At 70.9% G+C, this 16433-nt stretch carries 17 protein-coding genes and 1 tRNA gene; 5 read left to right on the forward strand and 13 right to left on the reverse strand.

Annotation, left to right across the window (positions count from 1 at the left end):
* Window positions 1-8: 8 nt before the first annotated feature.
* From mobF to L3X23_RS19260, 8 genes are all read right to left on the reverse strand, one after another.
* Window positions 9-4226 (reverse strand): MobF family relaxase, encoded by a 4218-nt coding sequence (mobF, locus tag L3X23_RS19225; protein ID WP_237193507.1) that lies wholly within the window; start codon window positions 4224-4226, stop codon window positions 9-11.
* 97 nt (window positions 4227-4323) lie between these two features.
* Window positions 4324-4950, reverse strand: a complete 627-nt coding sequence (locus tag L3X23_RS19230; RefSeq protein WP_237193508.1) for a hypothetical protein — start codon at window positions 4948-4950, stop codon at window positions 4324-4326.
* Window positions 4947-6764 (reverse strand): type IV secretory system conjugative DNA transfer family protein, encoded by a 1818-nt coding sequence (locus L3X23_RS19235; protein ID WP_237193509.1) that lies wholly within the window; start codon window positions 6762-6764, stop codon window positions 4947-4949. The genes L3X23_RS19230 and L3X23_RS19235 overlap by 4 nt, the downstream gene beginning before the upstream one ends.
* Window positions 6764-7399: a DUF2637 domain-containing protein gene (locus L3X23_RS19240; protein ID WP_237193510.1), complete on the reverse strand. Its 636-nt coding sequence runs from the start codon at window positions 7397-7399 to the stop codon at window positions 6764-6766. Before L3X23_RS19240 ends, L3X23_RS19235 begins: the two co-directional genes overlap by 1 nt.
* On the reverse strand, window positions 7393-7878 hold the full coding sequence (locus L3X23_RS19245) for a hypothetical protein (RefSeq protein WP_237193511.1): 486 nt from the start codon (window positions 7876-7878) through the stop codon (window positions 7393-7395). Before L3X23_RS19245 ends, L3X23_RS19240 begins: the two co-directional genes overlap by 7 nt.
* A gap of 40 nt (window positions 7879-7918) precedes the next feature.
* On the reverse strand, window positions 7919-8146 hold the full coding sequence (locus tag L3X23_RS19250) for a hypothetical protein (protein WP_237193512.1): 228 nt from the start codon (window positions 8144-8146) through the stop codon (window positions 7919-7921).
* An 18-nt stretch (window positions 8147-8164) separates the two neighbouring features.
* Window positions 8165-8485, reverse strand: a complete 321-nt coding sequence (locus L3X23_RS19255) for a WhiB family transcriptional regulator (RefSeq protein ID WP_237193513.1) — start codon at window positions 8483-8485, stop codon at window positions 8165-8167.
* Window positions 8472-8723, reverse strand: a complete 252-nt coding sequence (locus L3X23_RS19260; protein ID WP_237193514.1) for a helix-turn-helix domain-containing protein — start codon at window positions 8721-8723, stop codon at window positions 8472-8474. Before L3X23_RS19260 ends, L3X23_RS19255 begins: the two co-directional genes overlap by 14 nt.
* A 145-nt stretch (window positions 8724-8868) precedes the next feature.
* Here L3X23_RS19260 and L3X23_RS19265 point away from each other — a divergent pair, with 145 nt between their 5' ends.
* The gene (locus L3X23_RS19265; protein WP_237193515.1) at window positions 8869-9210 is read left to right on the forward strand and encodes a winged helix-turn-helix domain-containing protein; all 342 of its coding nucleotides are present in this window, start codon (window positions 8869-8871) and stop codon (window positions 9208-9210) included.
* 148 nt (window positions 9211-9358) lie between these two features.
* Window positions 9359-10792, forward strand: a complete 1434-nt coding sequence (locus L3X23_RS19270; RefSeq protein WP_237193516.1) for an XRE family transcriptional regulator — start codon at window positions 9359-9361, stop codon at window positions 10790-10792.
* Here L3X23_RS19270 and L3X23_RS19275 read toward each other — a convergent pair.
* Both L3X23_RS19275 and L3X23_RS19280 read right to left on the reverse strand, forming a co-directional pair.
* Entirely contained in the window at window positions 10734-11810 is a 1077-nt protein-coding gene (locus tag L3X23_RS19275; protein ID WP_308116922.1) for an aminoglycoside phosphotransferase family protein, read from the reverse strand. The genes L3X23_RS19270 and L3X23_RS19275 overlap by 59 nt on opposite strands.
* Window positions 11713-11961, reverse strand: a complete 249-nt coding sequence (locus L3X23_RS19280; protein WP_237193518.1) for a hypothetical protein — start codon at window positions 11959-11961, stop codon at window positions 11713-11715. Before L3X23_RS19280 ends, L3X23_RS19275 begins: the two co-directional genes overlap by 98 nt.
* An 83-nt stretch (window positions 11962-12044) precedes the next feature.
* Between L3X23_RS19280 and L3X23_RS19285 the strand changes: the two genes are divergently transcribed.
* The 3 genes from L3X23_RS19285 (at window position 12045) to L3X23_RS19295 (ending at window position 13458) form a co-directional block, all read left to right on the forward strand.
* Window positions 12045-12227, forward strand: a complete 183-nt coding sequence (locus L3X23_RS19285) for a MerR family DNA-binding transcriptional regulator (protein ID WP_237193519.1) — start codon at window positions 12045-12047, stop codon at window positions 12225-12227.
* Window positions 12228-12289: 62 nt separating this feature from the next.
* The gene (locus tag L3X23_RS19290) at window positions 12290-12994 is read left to right on the forward strand and encodes a DUF433 domain-containing protein (RefSeq protein WP_237193520.1); all 705 of its coding nucleotides are present in this window, start codon (window positions 12290-12292) and stop codon (window positions 12992-12994) included.
* Window positions 12995-13002: 8 nt separating this feature from the next.
* A complete protein-coding gene (locus L3X23_RS19295; protein ID WP_237193521.1) occupies window positions 13003-13458 on the forward strand; it encodes a hypothetical protein in 456 nt (151 codons plus the stop codon).
* A gap of 137 nt (window positions 13459-13595) precedes the next feature.
* Here the strand turns inward: L3X23_RS19295 and L3X23_RS19300 are convergent, their stop codons facing one another.
* From L3X23_RS19300 to L3X23_RS19310, 3 genes are all read right to left on the reverse strand, one after another.
* Window positions 13596-14096 (reverse strand): Rv3235 family protein, encoded by a 501-nt coding sequence (locus L3X23_RS19300; protein WP_237193522.1) that lies wholly within the window; start codon window positions 14094-14096, stop codon window positions 13596-13598.
* Between the two features lie 267 nt (window positions 14097-14363).
* On the reverse strand, window positions 14364-16232 hold the full coding sequence (locus L3X23_RS19305; protein ID WP_237193523.1) for a tyrosine-type recombinase/integrase: 1869 nt from the start codon (window positions 16230-16232) through the stop codon (window positions 14364-14366).
* 90 nt (window positions 16233-16322) lie between these two features.
* Window positions 16323-16395, reverse strand: a tRNA-Ala gene (locus tag L3X23_RS19310).
* Window positions 16396-16433 lie beyond the last annotated feature (38 nt).

Raw genomic sequence — 16433 nt, forward strand, 5'->3', positions numbered from 1 at the left:
CGGGCCGGCTAGCGCTCGGCCACGAGATCGTCCTGCCATTCGTCGGCCTCCTCTCGGGTGTCGTGCCATCCCTGCTCGTCCGCGCGCTCGGCGGCGCCGCGGGTCTCGATCTCGGCCAGGGCGGCCTGCGCCCGGGCGACAGCGGCGGCGGTCTCGTCGACCGTCGGGATGCGGGCGGGGGCGTCGTGGCGCTCGGTGGGATCGGCCTCGCTGCGGTCGCGGATGTCCGCCACGGCCGTCTCGGGGCCGCGGCGGTCGTCTTGGTCGGCGCGGTCGTCGACCATGTCCGCGTCGGTGATCTCGCGGTGGGCCTCGTCGACGCGCTGGTCGTCGAGGTGGACGGCGAGCCATTCCTCCGCGGTGACGCGGTCGCCGGGATTCGCGAGATCGACTCCCCGCGCTCCCAGCTCGACGCGCGCCCGCTCGGCCTTGTCCCGAGTCTGGGCGGTGTGGGCATACCACTCCCCGCGCGCCTCGTCGGCGCTCTCGAGCTGCGCGGTCCGCTCGGTGAGGGAGTCGGCCTCCTCGCGGGCCCGCACGGCCGCGGCGTCGAGCTGACCGCGCTCGGTCGGGTCGGGCTCGGCGGCCGCGCGAGCGGCCCAGATCTCCGCGTCGGCCGCGGCCTTCGCCGCCGCCTGGTGGGCGAGGTCGAGCTCGTCCCCCACCCATCGCGGCGCCCAGGCGGTCTCGCGCTCGTAGGCCCGGACCCGCATCCGTAGCGCGCCGTCGCTGAGATCGGCCTCCTCCGCGCCGGCGTCGGGGAGGTCGAGCTCGCGGTGTGCTGCGCGGAACATCGCAGCGGACTCCGCCAGACCCGCCGGTGGGGCGGCGCCGAGCGGGTCGGTCTCGTCCGCGTGCCCGGCCAGCTCGCGGTAGGCGCCCGCCCAGCCGGCTCGTCGTTCCCACTCCGCTCGCTCCAGCGGATCGTCGGGAACCGCGCCGAGAGCTGTCGCCGCCCAGGGTGGAGTCTCGCGGGCTAGCTCGGAGCCGAGCTCGTGACGGCGCTCGTCGACCGCCTCGGCTCGTGCGTGCAGCCACGCGCTCCACGCGGCCGGAGCATCTCGCGGGACCAGGTCGGTGGCGCTGTGGATCTCCGGCGTCAGCCTGCCGTGCAGTGATGTCGTGATTCGGTGGTGCAGGACCTTGGCCGGCGAACGCGCGTCCTCTAGCCCGCGCCCGACTGCTGCCGTGATGAGGACATCGGCCGGATCGTGCCCAGCCAGCTCGGCCGATCGCAGGAGGCGGTCGAGCGAGCCGATCGCCTCGTCGGCGGCGAGGCGCTCCCGGACCAGGTCGGGCAGGACACCGTCGGCGACGAGTCGGTCGAGCGTCGCCGCTGTCCTTCCCGCAGTGACGTGACCGATGCCCTCGACGAGCTGCCCACCGTGGGTCCGGGCGGAGCGCGCCGTGATCTCCGCCTGTTCACGCTCCGCGGTGGCGGTCCGGTCCTCTTCTGCACGCGTGAGCGCATCGGCGAGGACGGCGTAGGCCTTGCGCGGCTCGACGTCGAACGTCTCACCGGTCTCGGCATCAGTGGCCGTCGGCCTGGTGATCGTCCAGGCCGTGTTGCTCGCCCGACCTCGGGTCAGGCCGACGTAGAGGGCAGAGGCGTCCGTGGCCGCCCCGACGACGGTGTGCGCGCGGTCGACGGTCCGGCCCTGGGCCGCATGGACGGTGCTCGCGTAGGCGAGCGAGAGGTGCTCGCGGACGTAGTCCGGCGGGAGCTGCAGTGGATCACCGCCGAGTGTGGGGATTACGGTGAGTCCGCCGTCGCCGCGCAGCGCGGTGACGGTGTAGGTGCTGCGGTTGATCGGCGCCTTGGTGTTCCCCTCGAAGCCGATCAGGGCCCACCCGTTGCGCCGCGCCTGCACCTGATCCCCGGCCCCGGCGACGGTCCCGTTCCCAAGCTCCGCACCACCCGACTCGACCCGCCCGAGCTCGACGAGCTGGGCCCGCAGGGCCGCACCGACCCGAGCCGCGGCGTCATTGCTGCCGACGATCAACAGCGCGTCGTGTCCCGCAAGCGTGTCCGCGAGCCAAGCCCGCGACGCCGCTGACTCGGCCTGCTCGGCCGTACCACCGTCGACGAGCCGGCCACGCCGCTGGTAGGCGTCGAGCGCCTCGACGTTGGCGTCGCGGAGCTCGAGGGAGGCCCCGCGCTCCCACCCGGCCGCGAATCGACGGACCTCGCTGAGCTCGTAGGTGATGCCGTGGTGTGCGACGTCGTGGAGGGCACCTCCCGGCCCCACCGCTCCGAGCTGACGTGTGTCCCCGACCAGGAGCAGCTTCGCCCCGGCGGCGTCGCACCGCTGAGCGATCTCGGCCAGATCGCTGGTCGACGCCATGCCCGCCTCGTCGACGACGACCAGGTCGCCGTCGACAGGCTGCATCGCGCCGGGTGCGTTGCCGAGCCACCGAGCCGTGTTGGTCGCCGTCAGCCCCTCCTCTTGCAGTAGATCGGCGGCGACCTGCGAGGGCGCGAGACCGATGACGCGATGTCCGGCTTCCTGCCACGCCTCGGATAGCGCGCCGACGGTGAAGGTCTTGCCTGTCCCGGCAGCCGCCGACAGGACCTCGACCCGGGCGCCCGAGGTCAGCACGCCCCGCACCGCCGCCGCCTGATCGGCACCGAGCTCGTGGCCGTTCTCCGCGAAGCGACTCACGACAGCGTCAGCCAGCTCGGGGGCGAGGGCGGCCGCGCCGCGGGCCACTGCCGCTCGCCTCAGCATTCCTTCGGCGACGAGATGCCCCGGGTTGCTGTAGCGAGCGCTCCCCGGCCGCTCGAACATCGACGAGCCGTCGGCGCGGCGCAGCTCATCCGGCAGGTCGTGCAGGATCGGTGGCGGCGTGAGCGGCACCGCGTCCGCGAGCGCGCGATCGGTCAGCTTCTCGAGCAGCGGCCGCACCTCGTCCGGCGTAGCGCCGAGTCGACCGGGCAGCTCGTCGGAGACCGCACGCATCAGGTCGGACCGCGACCACGACGCTCGCCTCTCGCCGACGTTGGCGACAGCCCGCTCGACGACGTCCCGCTCCGACCACTCCTCCGGTGCGACAGGTCCTTGGGCGTGGTCGACGACTCCCCGAGCCACCTGACCGAGACCGCCCGCCACAGCCTGACGGGCCTCCGACTCCCAGCGGTCGAGTCGCTCGTCGAGGGACTCCCCGCCGTAGGACTTGGCGGCACGCGTCGCCAAGGTCGCCTGCTGCGCAAGGCGGGTCTGCTCCAGCGGGGCGGGCTCTCGCCCGAAGCGGGCGACGAATGCCTCCTCCAGCTCCCGGGTGCGGGCGGTGATGGCGTGGCGGCGGGAGGAGAAGAGGTCGATCACCTCCCGGTCAACGCCCACGACCTCACGAGCGCGGCCGTCGGGTCGGGTCGCGAACTCGATGCCAAGGGTCCGGGCGAGGTGGGCCTCCATGACCCGCTCGGCGACGGCACCCGCGGCACCCCGGTGGGTGTGGATGGTGCGGGAGTCCAGCGCCCGCCACTTCCCGTCCGCCCCCTGGACGCGGTTGAGGATCGCGTTGTGGACGTGCAGCTGGGGATCCCGGTCGCGAGAGTCGTGCTGCAGGAACTGGGCGATCACGAACGCGTGGGCGTCGACCCAGCGCCCGCCCCCGCCACCATGGTGACCAGCGCGGGCATAGCCGGCGGCGTCCTGCAGGTAGTCCAGGCCGGCACGGGCCCCGGCCATGACGGCGTCCTCGACCGCCCGCTGATGGGCCTGCCACGCCTGGGCAGCCCCCTCGTCGCCCGCCGCACGGGCTTCGTTGGCGGCCCGCTCGAACGCAACTCCGAGCACGGTGACGCTCTTCGGAGCCGAGAACGTGGCGTCGATGAACGCCACAGCCTGCCTCGACGACGCCTCGGCCTTCGCCTTCAACGCGTCCCGACGCTCGGGGCCGGCGTTCGGCTCGCTCGCGAGCAGGCTGTCGTAGATCGACTCCGGAGTTCTGAACTGCTTGTGTGGAGCGGCGAGCAGGGTCGCCTCGCCCCACGTCGAGCGGTCCCACGAGGCGGGGTCACGCGGGTCGAGGAGGTGCAGGTAGGCGGCCTCCATGATCTCGGCGTCGACGACGCCGCGGAGGCCCAGTCGCTCGGCCCCGGCGCCGTACCAGAGGCCGGCGGGCTCGCCGGCTGCGACGCCGCCGGTGTAGTAGCCCTCACGGCCGCCCGCCACGGCGTCGGTCAGGTAGCGGGTGTCGTACCCGATCGCGAGGCTCAGCACGAGCGCACCTCCGCCGCGGCGAGCGGCACCATCGGATCGTGATGCCTTGGTGTGACTGGGTTCGTGATCTTGAGTAGTTGATCTTCGCGGTGACCTGTCATCGGTTGCCTTTGCGGTACTGGTTCCGGTCGTGGCGTTCTGCGGTGACGAGCTGGTGACCGTTCGGTTCGGGGAGGGTTCGGTTCGTCGTCCAGGCTCGGGAGATGTCGGTGGCGGCGTCGGCGAGCGGGACGACGGGGTTGTCGTGCAGGCCGGTGCCCGCGGTGTGCAACGCGAGCTCGCAGCCGCCGACGGCGGCGCGCAGGCGTTTCGCGACGCCCGGGCGGAACCGGTCGTGCCAGTCACCGATGCGCTGCCAGGACCCCTGCTCATCGTCGAACGCGACGGAGTGGGCTCCCTGGAGCCACCACAACTCCTCGACGACGGTCGGGTGCCAGAGCCAGCACGAGGGCAGCTCGGCATCCGGGTAGCGCAGGTAGACCGCCTCGACCCACCCGATCAGATTGCGGAGTCCGGCTTCGCCCTCCTCAGGGTCGGTGGAAGCGAGCCAGCCGCCCGGCCCGCTCCCGGACACCCCCGCCTCGCCCGTCGCCGGGTGAGATCGGGCTAGACGGGCGACATCGGCCGAGAGGCGGCGCACGAGCGTGTCGAGCTCTCCCACCCGCCGCTGGCTCCGTTCGAGCGCGCGGGCGAGCGCCGCGACGGTCGGGTCCGCGTCGCTCACGAGCGTCTCCCGGGCAGCGGGATGACGTTCGGAGGCGCCTCGACAACGGCGGGCGCCGTCTCGTCGCGGTTCCGAGCCTCGTGGAAGCGGCTCGCCGGGTCGGCGAACCGGCCGGGCCACCGAGCGGCGAGCGTGTCGAGGGCGGTCTCGATGACGACGTCGCGCCGCACCCTGAAGCGGCGACGGCGCTGGTCGCCACGCAGCGATCGGGCGTGCGCACGAACGTCGCGCCGTCGCCACGCCATCAACACCTTGCCGACGACCGGCGGGATGCCGCGCCGGTACACGACCGCGTAGCCGGTGGGGAGGTTGGCGATCTGCGCGGGCGCGAGCACCGGCACCTTGCGCACTGTGCGCGAGAACGTCCGGCCGTTGAGGTCGGTCGTCGTGATCGGCTCGTCCCGCTCCCCCGCCAGCGTCGACCAGAAGGCGAGGTCGTCTCGGTCGCGAGTGCCGCCGAACACCATCGCCACCGCGGCGTTGTTCAGGATGATCGCGGCACCGGTGTCGCCCCAGCGCGCGATGACCTGCGCACGGGACTGGAAGGCGGCGATGATCGTGACGCCTCGGCCACCCATGTCCGCGGTCCACGACTGCAGCGGCACGGGCGAGATCAGCGCCGCCTCGTCGAGCGCAAGGGTGAGCGGTGGATCCAGCCGCCCGCTCGGCCGTGTCGCCGCGAGGCGACGGGCCTCCCGGGCGACGTAGCCGGTCAGCGCACAGACCAACGGCGCCGCCTGAGTCTCCTCCGCGCCGAGCAGATAGACCGTCGCGTTCGACGCGAGGAGCTCCTCCACGACGAACGGCGACTCGCCACTGGCCGCAGCCGACGCCGCCGGCGACGTCAGCCAGCCGAGCGCGGGCATGATCGTCGAGGTGATCGACGTCCGCGTCCGGTCATTGGTGGTGACGAACTGGGTCGCGTCCTGGGCGTACTCCGGGGCCGGCGACGTGCGGAGCAGAGAGGCGACCTCGCGCTCGGCTTCGTCCGGTGCCGTGACCCACCGGAGCACCTCCCGCATGGTCAGGTTCCCCAACGCGGCCGCGTGCATGAACGCCGCCAGCACGCGGCGAGCCTGCGTCTCCCAGAACTCCCGATCGCCGCCTCCGTGCGATCCGGAGACGAGCAGGTCCCCAGCCCGCTCGGCCGCCGTCACCGGGTCCTTGCAGCCGGTCAGTGGGTCGAACGTGATCGTCGAGGCGTGACCGCCCAGCCCGACGGCGTTGAACACGTAGACCGGGCCCCGCCGCGACCGGAGCGGCGCAGTCAGCTCGAGCAGGTCGGTTCTCGTCGACGTGACGAGCGCGGCGCCGGGCGCGTCGATCACCCGGCCCGCCAGCCACCCGGTCTTGCCGGTTCGCGGTCCCCCGAAGAGGACGATCACGTCCTCCACCGAGGCCCACACCCACTGGGCCCCGACCCTGCAGAGTGCGACGGCGACGTCTCGTGCACGGATCGCCCCGCGCGCTGCCCTCGGCAACGCGGCGAGTTCGGGGCGGACGGAGGAGGCTTTGCGGCGCATCGCCGCCGCCGAGGCGAATCGCGCGATGTCGACGGTGGAGGCGACTCCCGACTTCCGTCGCGATCGGGCGCTCCACCGCACCACGCGCGACGACGTCCGACTCCACAGGTGCCAGCCGACCGCGGAGGCCAGGAGCCCGCCTCCGGCGAGAGCCCACCAGCCGAGGTGACCGATCAGCCGCCACGCGGCAAGCGCAGCGACGAGAGCCAGGAACCCGGCGATCCACCGGGCGCCCGTCCGCCACGCCAGAGCGGCTCCGGCCGCGAAGACGACGAGCAGAAGGAGTGTCATCAGCCCTCCTCGGGTGCGATGGGAGCGTTGCCGTTGGTGCGCCGTGACGCCTCGAGCAGCTGCCGAGCCTCGTGCTCGGTGACGCCGAGCTCCTTCGCCAGGCGGCGGCGACCGATGCCGCCCGCGATCAACGCGGATGCCCTGTCGGGCTGGCCGGAAGCGGGCGGCGCGGTGTCCCACCACGACAGACCGGGGTCTCGAAGGTCGGCGTCGTCCAGGTCCTGCGGTGGCTCAAGGACGGGCGCCCGCTCTCGACCGACGAGCACCGCGAGGTGCACGACGGCGCCCAGCACGGCCGGGGCCACCCCCGACACCGCCACGACCACCCACCAGGCCGGCTCGAGGCCATAGGCCTCGAGGACGTGCCCGAGGGCGTTCGCGACGACGGACAGCACGAGCAGGCCGAGCGCGAGCGACCGCGCGAACCGTCGTGCGGAGTCCGTGGCCTCGGACCCGAGCCAGACCAGCGAGCCTGCCGCGGCGCCCGCGTCGACGACGACCGGGAGCAACCAGGCGAGCCGCGGGTCGAAGCCGCATTGGCGGGCGAGATCGCGGAGAGCCGCGAACGACAGGACCGCCGCGGCGGCCGCGACCACGGCGAGGAGCGCGAAGAGCCAGCCACGCGCGCTCACCATGGCTCCTCCGCAAGCCGGGGGCAGGCCTCCTCGTGACCGGCCTCGTTGTTGACCGGGGCGCCGTCGTACGGCCCCGTGTCACTGATCGACCTTTCGCACGAGGTGCAGGTCCAGCGCGCAGCGGGTCGCCACAGTCCTCGAGTGCGCGGAACCGCCCGACCTTCGACGATCAGCTCGTAGGCGAGCTCCGCGGGCACCCCGTGGTCCTCGCCGATGCCGAGTGCCTCGGCAATGCCTCGCCACGTGCTGCCCGCGCCCCGGGCCTGCGCCGCATATTCGTAGAGCTGCGACCTGGCCACGGACTGCGCGATCGCCGCCGCGCGGAGCCCGCTCAGGCCGTCCGCCAATGCAGCCACCGTGAACGTCGCGCCGGGATAGGCAACGCGCTGGACCTCCTCGGCGCCGAACCCGTCGACCGCGATCCGACGGATGAGGTCGACGAGCCGACGCCGGTGCGGCTGCTGCTCCGCGAGGCTCATCGACTCGGCCGTCGATCGCATCGACGTCGGGCGGTCGCGCTCATCCCGTGACATTGGAACCCTCTCCGTTCAGTACCGGGGTCGCTGCGTCGTCGAAGGTCGAGAGGAAGCTCCCGATCGCGGCGGGCACATCCCGCCCCGCCGGTGTTGCCACGAACAGGACCAGCGCGATCAGCGAGAACACCACCGCTCCAGCCGGAACCCGGACCTTCGCGCAGATCACCGCACCCACCACCGCCATCAAGATCAGTACGCCCACACCTGGCATCTCCTGCCTCCCTCCTCCTCATGCCGTCCGCCGCGGTCGTCGCTCCCACCGCGGGACGACCAGTCCCTCGGCGCGCATCTCACGCACGAGGCGTTGCCGCTCCCTCGGGGTGAAGCCACCCCAGATCCCGTAAACCTCGCCGGTTGCGATGGCGGTAGTCAGACACTCCGGCTGAGCTGCGCAGGAACGGCAGATCGCCTTCACCCCCGCCGCGTGCTCCTTCTCCCCCTCCTCAGGGAAGAAGAGGTCGGTCCCGACCTCCTGGCACCCGGCGAACAACCTCCAATCGGGATCGATCGGCGCGCCGAAGAGGGCCTCGTGCACCTCACGCGCCGCCATGGTCGACCTCCCCCATCCACTCGGCGACGTCGATCGCCTTGCTGTCGGCGACCGCGGCCTCGGCGAGGACCTCCAACGCCCGCGCAGGCACCACGATCCGACCGCGAATCCTCAAGGCGGGGAACTCGCCGTCCTTGATCGCGCGGTACAGCGTCATCTCCGAGGCGCCGAGCATGCGCGCCGTCGCAGCGACGCTGTAGAAGCGCGGAGCCCCCTCCGTGGTCTCGTCCTGTCTCATCAGACCTCCCCTGGTCGACCACACGACTATATGCACATAGTGCAGTTCGGGATACGGGCTCGGCCGAGCCTGTGGACAACTGGCGTGTCGTCCCGCCCCGTTCGACACCACCGGCACAATGCGGACGTCGACGAAAGGCATGCCGGTGGCGAGGAGCCCGAAGTACCAGCAGGTCACGGAGGACCTGCGCAGCAAGATCGCGGACGGGACGTACCCCGTCGGCGACCCGCTGCCGTCGACCTCGGCCCTGATGGCGACCTACGGGGTCTCGGTGACCGTGGTCCGTGCCGCGATCAAGCAGCTCCAGAGCGAGGGCCTCGCCGAAGGGCAACCGGGCAAGGCCGTCTACGTCGCCGGAGAGCCGGGGCCCTCCACCGAGCTCGACGAGATCTCCCGCAAGATCGATGAACTCCGCACCGCTCTCGACTCCGCGGTGTCGCAACTGGACGCACGCATGTCCCGGCTGGAGAAGAAGCTGAGGGACTGATCCCGCTGCCTCTTCGCAGGTCAGCCCGCCCTCTTCGGCTGCCTGCCTTCGCTCCTGATTCACGTTGACCACCATGACTTCTTCCAAAGCGCCACGGGAGGGAACACAAGGGGGCACACTCGGACAGGGGGAACAGAAGGGGCGGTCCGTGGAGGCGAACGAGCAGCTCAGCGCCCTGATCCTCGAAGCGGGCTTTGTGAACCCCGACGGCACAGTCGCCCGCAAGAAGTTCGGACGGGCCGTCACGACGGTCGCGAACTCCCGCGGCGTCGAGCAGACCTACAGCCACGTTCACGTCGGTCGCTGGCTCAACGGTTCGAGTCCGCGGGACAAGGTGGTCCGGGAGAGCATCCTGCGGGTCCTCGGAACGCATGTCGGTCGAACCGTGCACCCGGACGAGGTCGGGTTCGGTACGGCTGGACTGTCACCCGACGTCGGCCTGCGCTACTCGTCCGATCCGGACGAGTCGGCAACGACCCTCGCGACGCTGCTCCAAGCCGACATCGACCAGGTGGCCGCGGTCGTCGGCTCGCAAGTCGCACCGGCGGCATGGAGCGAGGCATCGCTGGCCTGGGTCGCTCGACCGCAGGACCGAGAGGCGATTGCTCCAACCCGCGTCGGCGCTGGCGACGTTGTGCGAGTGCGCCAGACACGGGCGAGCTTCGCGTTGCTGGACAATCAGTTCGGTGGCGGCCACACCAGGCGGTCGCTCGTCACCTACCTCCGCGACGACCTCCCTCCGGTGCTCCGCGCGAGCAGCACGTCCGACACCCGAGCCGAACTACTGTCCGCCGCCGCGGAGATCACCCAGCTCGCGGCCTGGGCGTCGTACGACGACGGGCACCACGGCCTCGCGCAGCGCTACTTCGTCCAGGCGCTCGGCCTCGCCGGCGCGGCGGACGACACCAGCGTCGCGGCCGGGGTCCTCGACGCGATGAGCCATCAGGCGACCTTCCTCGGACGCTTCAACGAGGCCGCCACCCTCGCCCGTGCGGCGCTGGTCGGCTCCGCCTCACTCGACATCCCGATCCTCAACGCCCACTTCCACCTGATGGAGGCTCGCGCGCTCGCGCGCACCGGGGACGCGGTCGCCTGCGACCGGGCGCTCAGCCGAGCCGTCACCGAGTACGAACGACACTCCCCCGGCGACGGACCCGAGTGGGTCCAGTACGTCGACGACGCCGAGGTGGCTGCGGAGTTCGCCCACTGCCAGCGCGATCTCGACCGGAGCGACCAGGCGATCCACTGGGCGCAGAAGGCTCTCCTGGATGCGAGCGGCAGCTACGCCCGCAGCGACTTCTTCGCGACGATGGTCCTGGCGCAGGCCCAGTTCGACGCCGGACTCCCGGAGGAGGGCGCGCTGACCGCGCTCACGGCCCTGACCCAGGGCGAGACGCTGCGGTCGAGCCGCAGCGTCTCCTACGTCGTCGAGCTGCGCCAGCGACTCAAACGCTATCGAGGCTCACGGGTGCTCGCCGACTTCACCGAGCAGGCCCGCGAGCGGCGACTCTGGCAGGCCACCATCAGTAGGCAGACCAGTCGCGGCGGCTCCCGCCGGTCCGAATCGCCTCGATCCGCTTAGCAGCCTCCCTGGCGGATTTCTCCGACGTCGCCGCCTGCTTGCTCAGCCAGGACGTCATGGCGATCTCCCGGATTTCGGCCAGGTCGGTGTAGGCGTGCCAGCCGAGGATGTCGTGACCGTAGGCCCCCACGAACGCCGCGTACTCCTCGGCTGTGTGCCAGCCGAGCCTGTCGTAGAAGAGCGCGGTCTGGATCAAGTCCCACTCGCGCGGGCCGGTCGCCATGCTGTCGAGGTCGATGAGCACCGGCTGCCCGGTGCGATCGAGCAGCACGTTGCCCACGTTCGCGTCGCCGTGGATGATGCCGGGCTCGAGCTCGTACGGCAGCGCGTCGAACGCGAGCCGGGCCCATTCGTACTTGTCGCGCAGGAACTCCTCGTCCGCCGGCGCGAGTCCGGGGTACTCGGGAAGCGGCTCCCAGTCCTCGCCGAAGGGACGCACCTCGGGGAGCTCGACGTCGGGGTGGCTCTCCAGCGCGTGCAGGTCGCGGAGGAGGTAGCCGACCTCGTCGAGCGGGGCGTACTCCTCGACGTCGGTGGCGGAGTGCCAGAACGTCACCACGCGGCCGTCGGCCTCGATGGGCTGCCCGACGTCGAGCACCCGCGTCGCGGGGTAGTCCACCGTCTCGAGCCAGCGCGAGACTGCCACCTGCCTCCGCGCACCGTCGAGGGCCGCCCCCGGCCGCGACACGCGAGCAATCACCTTGTTCGGGAGGCGGTAGACGGCGTTGGAGCCGTAGCGCACCAGAGTTGCGGGCTCGTACGGGAGGTTCGCCTCGCCGGCGGCCGCACGGAGCGCGGTGCTGGGGTCGTCCGATTCAGGCTGAGTCGCCTCGGCGTCGCTGATCGCGCACCTCAATCTCGTCGTTCCGCGGAGCCGCAGCCGTTCCAAGTCAAGCGTAGGCGCGGCGGGCGGAGTGTGGTCAGTCGGCGGGGTAGAGACGACGCGTGAACGACCGGGGCTGCTCCGCGCCGTCGATGAACCACGCCACCGACTTCCGCGTCCCGAGCATCCCGACACGAAAGCTCGTCACCGACGTCGACAGCACCCGGTCGTCCGTCGACCTCGACGAGGCGTACGCGCGAGCCTCGCGCTCGGTCGCGAAGACGACCTCGATGCCGCCCACGTCATCGGGCTTCGTGGCGTGGACTGAGTAGACGATCTCCGACACGCACTGCCTCCAAACTGCGTCAATCTACGACACAGTACGACAGCCGCCGCCACAGCCCAGGTCAGACACCTAGCGTGCGTGTCGTGGGCCGACTACTGACGAGCGGAGAGCTCGCCAGGGAACTCGGCGTCAGTCTCCGCACGGTTCAGCGCTGGGTCGCGGACGGTGTCATCGAGCCGAAGCTCCGCACCGCTGGCGGCCATGGACGGTATGACGCCGACGAGGCCCGCGATCAACTCCGGAGGCATCATGCTCGTCCGAAGTGAAATCCGGAGTGCAGCTGTGGATTGCCGGACGCACGACGCCCCGGCTGTGGGATCGTAGGACCATGGAGGAGGTGCCACCCGTCAGCGAGTGGCCCACCTATGTCTATCCCCAGGTCGACAAACTCCTCGGGCTGAGCGGCGGCACCGCCAAGCGCTGGATCAACGGGTACGTGCGCAACGGGCGTCCCTACGACCCGATCGTGCGCCCCGAGCCTCTTCCGACTGCGTGGGTGACGTGGGGCGAGTTCCTCGAGACCCGCTTGATGGCCAACTACCGCGACATCGACGAGGTCCCGGTGCAGCACATCAGACGCTGCGTCAACCGGCTCCGCGAGCAGACCGGCGAGAGACACCCACTCACCAAGTTGTCGACGTTCATCAAGGCCGATGGCCGCGAGCTGCTCTTCGCCTCTCAGGACCCGCCCAGCGACACTGAGCCGTTCCGGTTCGCCGAGCGCCTGTCAGATGGCCAGCTACGTCTGCTCCCGTGGGTTCAGCTGTATGTCGACTCCGTCGTACAGGACGAGATGACCGACGACGACATCACCGCCATCCGCCCCGACCTAGACTTTCCCGACATCGTCTGCGTCGCGAGCCGGCGAGGTGGGCGCCCGACGGTCGTGGGCCGCAACGTGCTGGCACGGACAGTCTCCGACCTGCTCGTGGCCGGTGAGACCGCCGCGGACGTCGCCGAGTGGTACTCGATCACTCCCGCTCAGGTCGATCAGGCACGCAGCTACGTTCGCGCCCATGCAGCGGCCGCGTGACGCGCTGAATGCCCCCTGCACCGAGCCTCACCGACGTCCGCTTCATCGTCGACGAGGACTCGCGCGGATTCGGCATCTGGTTGTCCCGCCTCCGCAAGGACATGACGTGTGTCGGCAGCGAGCCTGTCGAGCATCTGCTGCCTCTCGGCACGCCGGACCCGACCTGGATCCCGCTCGTGGCCGAGCGGGGCTGGATCGCGATCACGAAGAACTCGAAGATCCGTACTCAGCCCAGGGAGGCGGCGCTCGCCGTCGAACACGGTCTACGCATCGCCTGCCTGATGGAGCCGGTGAAGGGCGCGAACCGCTGGGACTTCGCGCAGATGGTGATGCGCCACTGGGACGCGATCGCGGCTCTCGAGGATCGCGATGAGGCGACCTGGCTCTCCGTCTTTCGCGACCGGGTGAAGGAGCGCCCTTTCCAGCCCGGCCAGCCGGAACGGGCGCAGACCGGCCGACTGTGAGTCGCCGCCGGAAGGCGGATCCATTAGATCGCTCGGCCCGGGCGGCCTTGAGCCCCCGCCACCCGCCTGATGAACACCGCCCGCAGGTCCGCTGGAGCGCCGAAGGCCGGGCGGGCTGAGCCCGCCCGGCCTGTCGCTCAGAGGATCCGGATCGGCTGGCAGATCCACGAGTTGTGCAGCTCGAACGATGCCGCCAGTGCACGGCGCCGGCCCCGAAGGCGGATCGTTGCGGCGACCTCCACCGCTCCCTCGTGGGGCTGGACCGGGCGGACGTGCAGCAGGCGGGCGGCGCCGTGGGAGCCGATCGCATCCGCCGGGACGGCCTGCAGGTAGGGCAGGACCCGGGGGTGGACGCGGTCTCGGACCTGGCGGGCTGCGCGACGCTGGTCGAGAACCTCCACCAGCATCGTGACCGTCACCGAAGCCTCCCGGAGGGCCTCCGGGTCGGGAACGACGTCGGTCACCGGGTCGCCTGCCGGGAGAGGCGCGGGCACGTACAGGATCGGGTTGTGCCCGCACTCCCCGCAGGGCTCGATCAGGTCCTTCCCGTCCCAGATGTAGCGGTGCCTCGGCGTGAGCCCGAGAGCGCCGCGGAGAATGTCCTGGGTGGTCTCCTCGTGGTCGTGGGTGATGGTCATGGCGGCGGCCTCCCGTGGGATCGGCAACCAGCCCGGGGGGGTGTTCTTGCTGTTGTGGTGGGCTGATTGCGGGGCGCGGTGCGAAGCGCCCGCCCTTGCCGTTCCGCGCCCGACCCCGCCCGGCGAGGCTCGCGCACAAGGGCCGCCCGAAGGGCGGTCTGCGCCAGCAGACGCGTCAGCGCCCTTGTGGGTGAGACCGGGCGGGGTAGGCAGGCCCACCACGCGGGACAGCCCGCCGGAGGCGGTCCTCCGGCGAAGCCGCGCTGGCTATGCCACGAAGGTCAGGATCGCGTCGGTGCTGCCGAACTGGCGGACCTCGAGTTCGTACTCGCTGATCTGCGCAGCCATCCCGCCGCTCCGGGTGATCCCGTCGATGAGGAGTCGGTGGAGTGCTCCAGGCTCCATCGGCACCGGAGCCGTGACGACCTTGCTGACAACCGCGCCTCCGCGGCGGAGAACCAGCTCGATGAGACCGGTCCCGATCATCGGTGCGTCAGTCGGGCGGAGCTCGGCTCGGGGGAGCATGTCCGCACTGGTCTCCAGCACAACCACCGGCTCGTCCACCGTCGATTCGTCCTTGACCATCTCGGCAGCATCCGTCTTGTCTGCGTCCTCGGCGTTCGCGGCGGCCTGCGGAATTGCACGTATCACCGCGCGTACGCCGCGGCGCGGCTCGATCAGTCCCCACTCTCGAAGCAGGTTCAGCGCGCGGTTCGCGGTGCCGATCGCAACGCCGTACTGCTCGGCGATCTCGGCGGTCGTGGGTAGGACCTCGCCCGCAGCCATAGTGCCGTCGAGGATTTCAGCGCGGAGGTCCATTGCGGTCAGTTCGAACGGATTGCGCGCCACCAGCTCGTCCGGGCCGACCACACCTGGGTCTCCAACTGGACGTTGCGGGAGACGGTCCAGCAGGTTGGATGATGCGCGCTGATCGGCTTCCGACACCCACGCCGCGTAGACCCGCAGTGTGGTCGCTCCTCCGCCTCCGTGGCCCAGACGCCCGGCGACAGTGCGGACGTCGACCCCGCCAGCGATGAGCTCTGTCGCAGAGTAGTGGCGCAGCTTGTGAAACGTCGTCTTGATCTTCAGGCCATGAACCAGGCGGCTGTAGCGACGGGTGATCGTCCGCGGGTTCATGTGTGTAGCGCCGTCTCCCGAATGGGAGAACACGAAGGCGTCGTGAGCCAGCTCGAAGCCCAGCTGCGCCGCGAGCTCCATGCTTCGAGCGCGGTGGGCGGTCAGCAGCGTGACAGACTCGGGGTCCAACGCGATTCGCCGGTGCTGGTGGGTCTTGGTGTCCTTCTCCCACGTCTCGGTCTTGAGCTCGGCGATCGAGCGCTGGACGCGGAGCGTGCCGGTCACCAGGTCGACGTCGTCCCAGCGCAGCGCGCACAGCTCGCCGCGGCGCGCCCCGGTCACCATCGTCAGCCACACCAGGACTGCCCAGTCCGGGTCGTCCCAAGAGGCGTTGAGGATCCGAGCCGCCTCCGCGGAGGTTGGCGGCTGCGGGTTCGCGGGCGGCTGCTTCGGTGGCTCGGCGTTCTCGATCGGGTTGCGGGAGAGCCACCGCCAGCGCACTGCCCGACGCAGCGCTCCGCTCAGGATCACGTGGATCTGACGGATCGTCGACTGCGCCAGCGGCTTGCAGACATGCTGCCGACAGCGGTGATCGCAGTCGTGAGCTGACTTCACGCGGTGCTCGATGCCGCGACGGCCCCGGCAATGCTTCCGGCATCGGCGGAGCTCGGCGTAGAAGGAGTCGAAGACCTCCGACGTCAGCGCGGAGAGCTTCACCTTGCCGATCACGGGAACGATGTGGGTGCGCGCGAGATTCTCGTACGTGGCCTTGGTCGTGCGCTCCACCTCGAGCAGGGCGAAGTGCTTCTCCAGGAGCACGGCGACCGTGGCCGCTGTGCGGGGGTTCAGCTTCTCGTCGACCTGTACTAGGAGGCGGCGGAGGGCCTTGTCTGCTTCGTCCTCCGCGAGTGGGCCCGCCGCGATGACCTCAGTCAGGTAGTGCCGCTGCTTCGTGACGGGGTCCCGACCGGCGGTGACGCGCACGCGCAGCGAGCCGCTGGGAAGGATCTCGATCTCCCCGCGCTGTCTCACTCGACGGCGTGCGCTGGTCTTGGCCACGTGGAGACGCTAAGCCCAAATGCTCCACGTTTGGCTCCACAACACGACAGGCCGGAGAGTCAGAAGACTCATCCGGCCTGGTCAGAAGGGTGGAGCTGAGGGGATTCGAACCCCTGACCCCTTGACTGCCAGTCAAGTGCGCTACCAGCTGCGCCACAGCCCCTTGCGATGAACAGAACCCTACAACACCCTCGCGGGGAC

The organism is Pseudonocardia sp. WMMC193 (genome assembly GCF_021728735.1).
In the GTDB taxonomy this organism is placed as follows: Bacteria; Actinomycetota; Actinomycetes; order Mycobacteriales; family Pseudonocardiaceae; genus Pseudonocardia; species Pseudonocardia oroxyli.

Bases quoted from the DNA above. Each gene is read 5' to 3' on its own strand.
- L3X23_RS19235 (WP_237193509.1), bottom strand. From the start codon at position 6,764: ATGACACTCCTTCTGCTCGTCGTCTTCGCGGCCGGAGCCGCTCTGGCG.
- L3X23_RS19240 (WP_237193510.1), bottom strand. From the start codon at position 7,399: ATGGTGAGCGCGCGTGGCTGGCTCTTCGCGCTCCTCGCCGTGGTCGCG.
- L3X23_RS19245 (WP_237193511.1), bottom strand. From the start codon at position 7,878: ATGAGCCTCGCGGAGCAGCAGCCGCACCGGCGTCGGCTCGTCGACCTC.
- L3X23_RS19250 (WP_237193512.1), bottom strand. From the start codon at position 8,146: ATGCCAGGTGTGGGCGTACTGATCTTGATGGCGGTGGTGGGTGCGGTG.
- L3X23_RS19255 (WP_237193513.1), bottom strand. From the start codon at position 8,485: ATGGCGGCGCGTGAGGTGCACGAGGCCCTCTTCGGCGCGCCGATCGAT.
- L3X23_RS19260 (WP_237193514.1), bottom strand. From the start codon at position 8,723: ATGAGACAGGACGAGACCACGGAGGGGGCTCCGCGCTTCTACAGCGTC.
- L3X23_RS19290 (WP_237193520.1), top strand. From the start codon at position 12,290: ATGGAGGAGGTGCCACCCGTCAGCGAGTGGCCCACCTATGTCTATCCC.
- L3X23_RS19295 (WP_237193521.1), top strand. From the start codon at position 13,003: ATGCCCCCTGCACCGAGCCTCACCGACGTCCGCTTCATCGTCGACGAG.
- L3X23_RS19300 (WP_237193522.1), bottom strand. From the start codon at position 14,096: ATGACCATCACCCACGACCACGAGGAGACCACCCAGGACATTCTCCGC.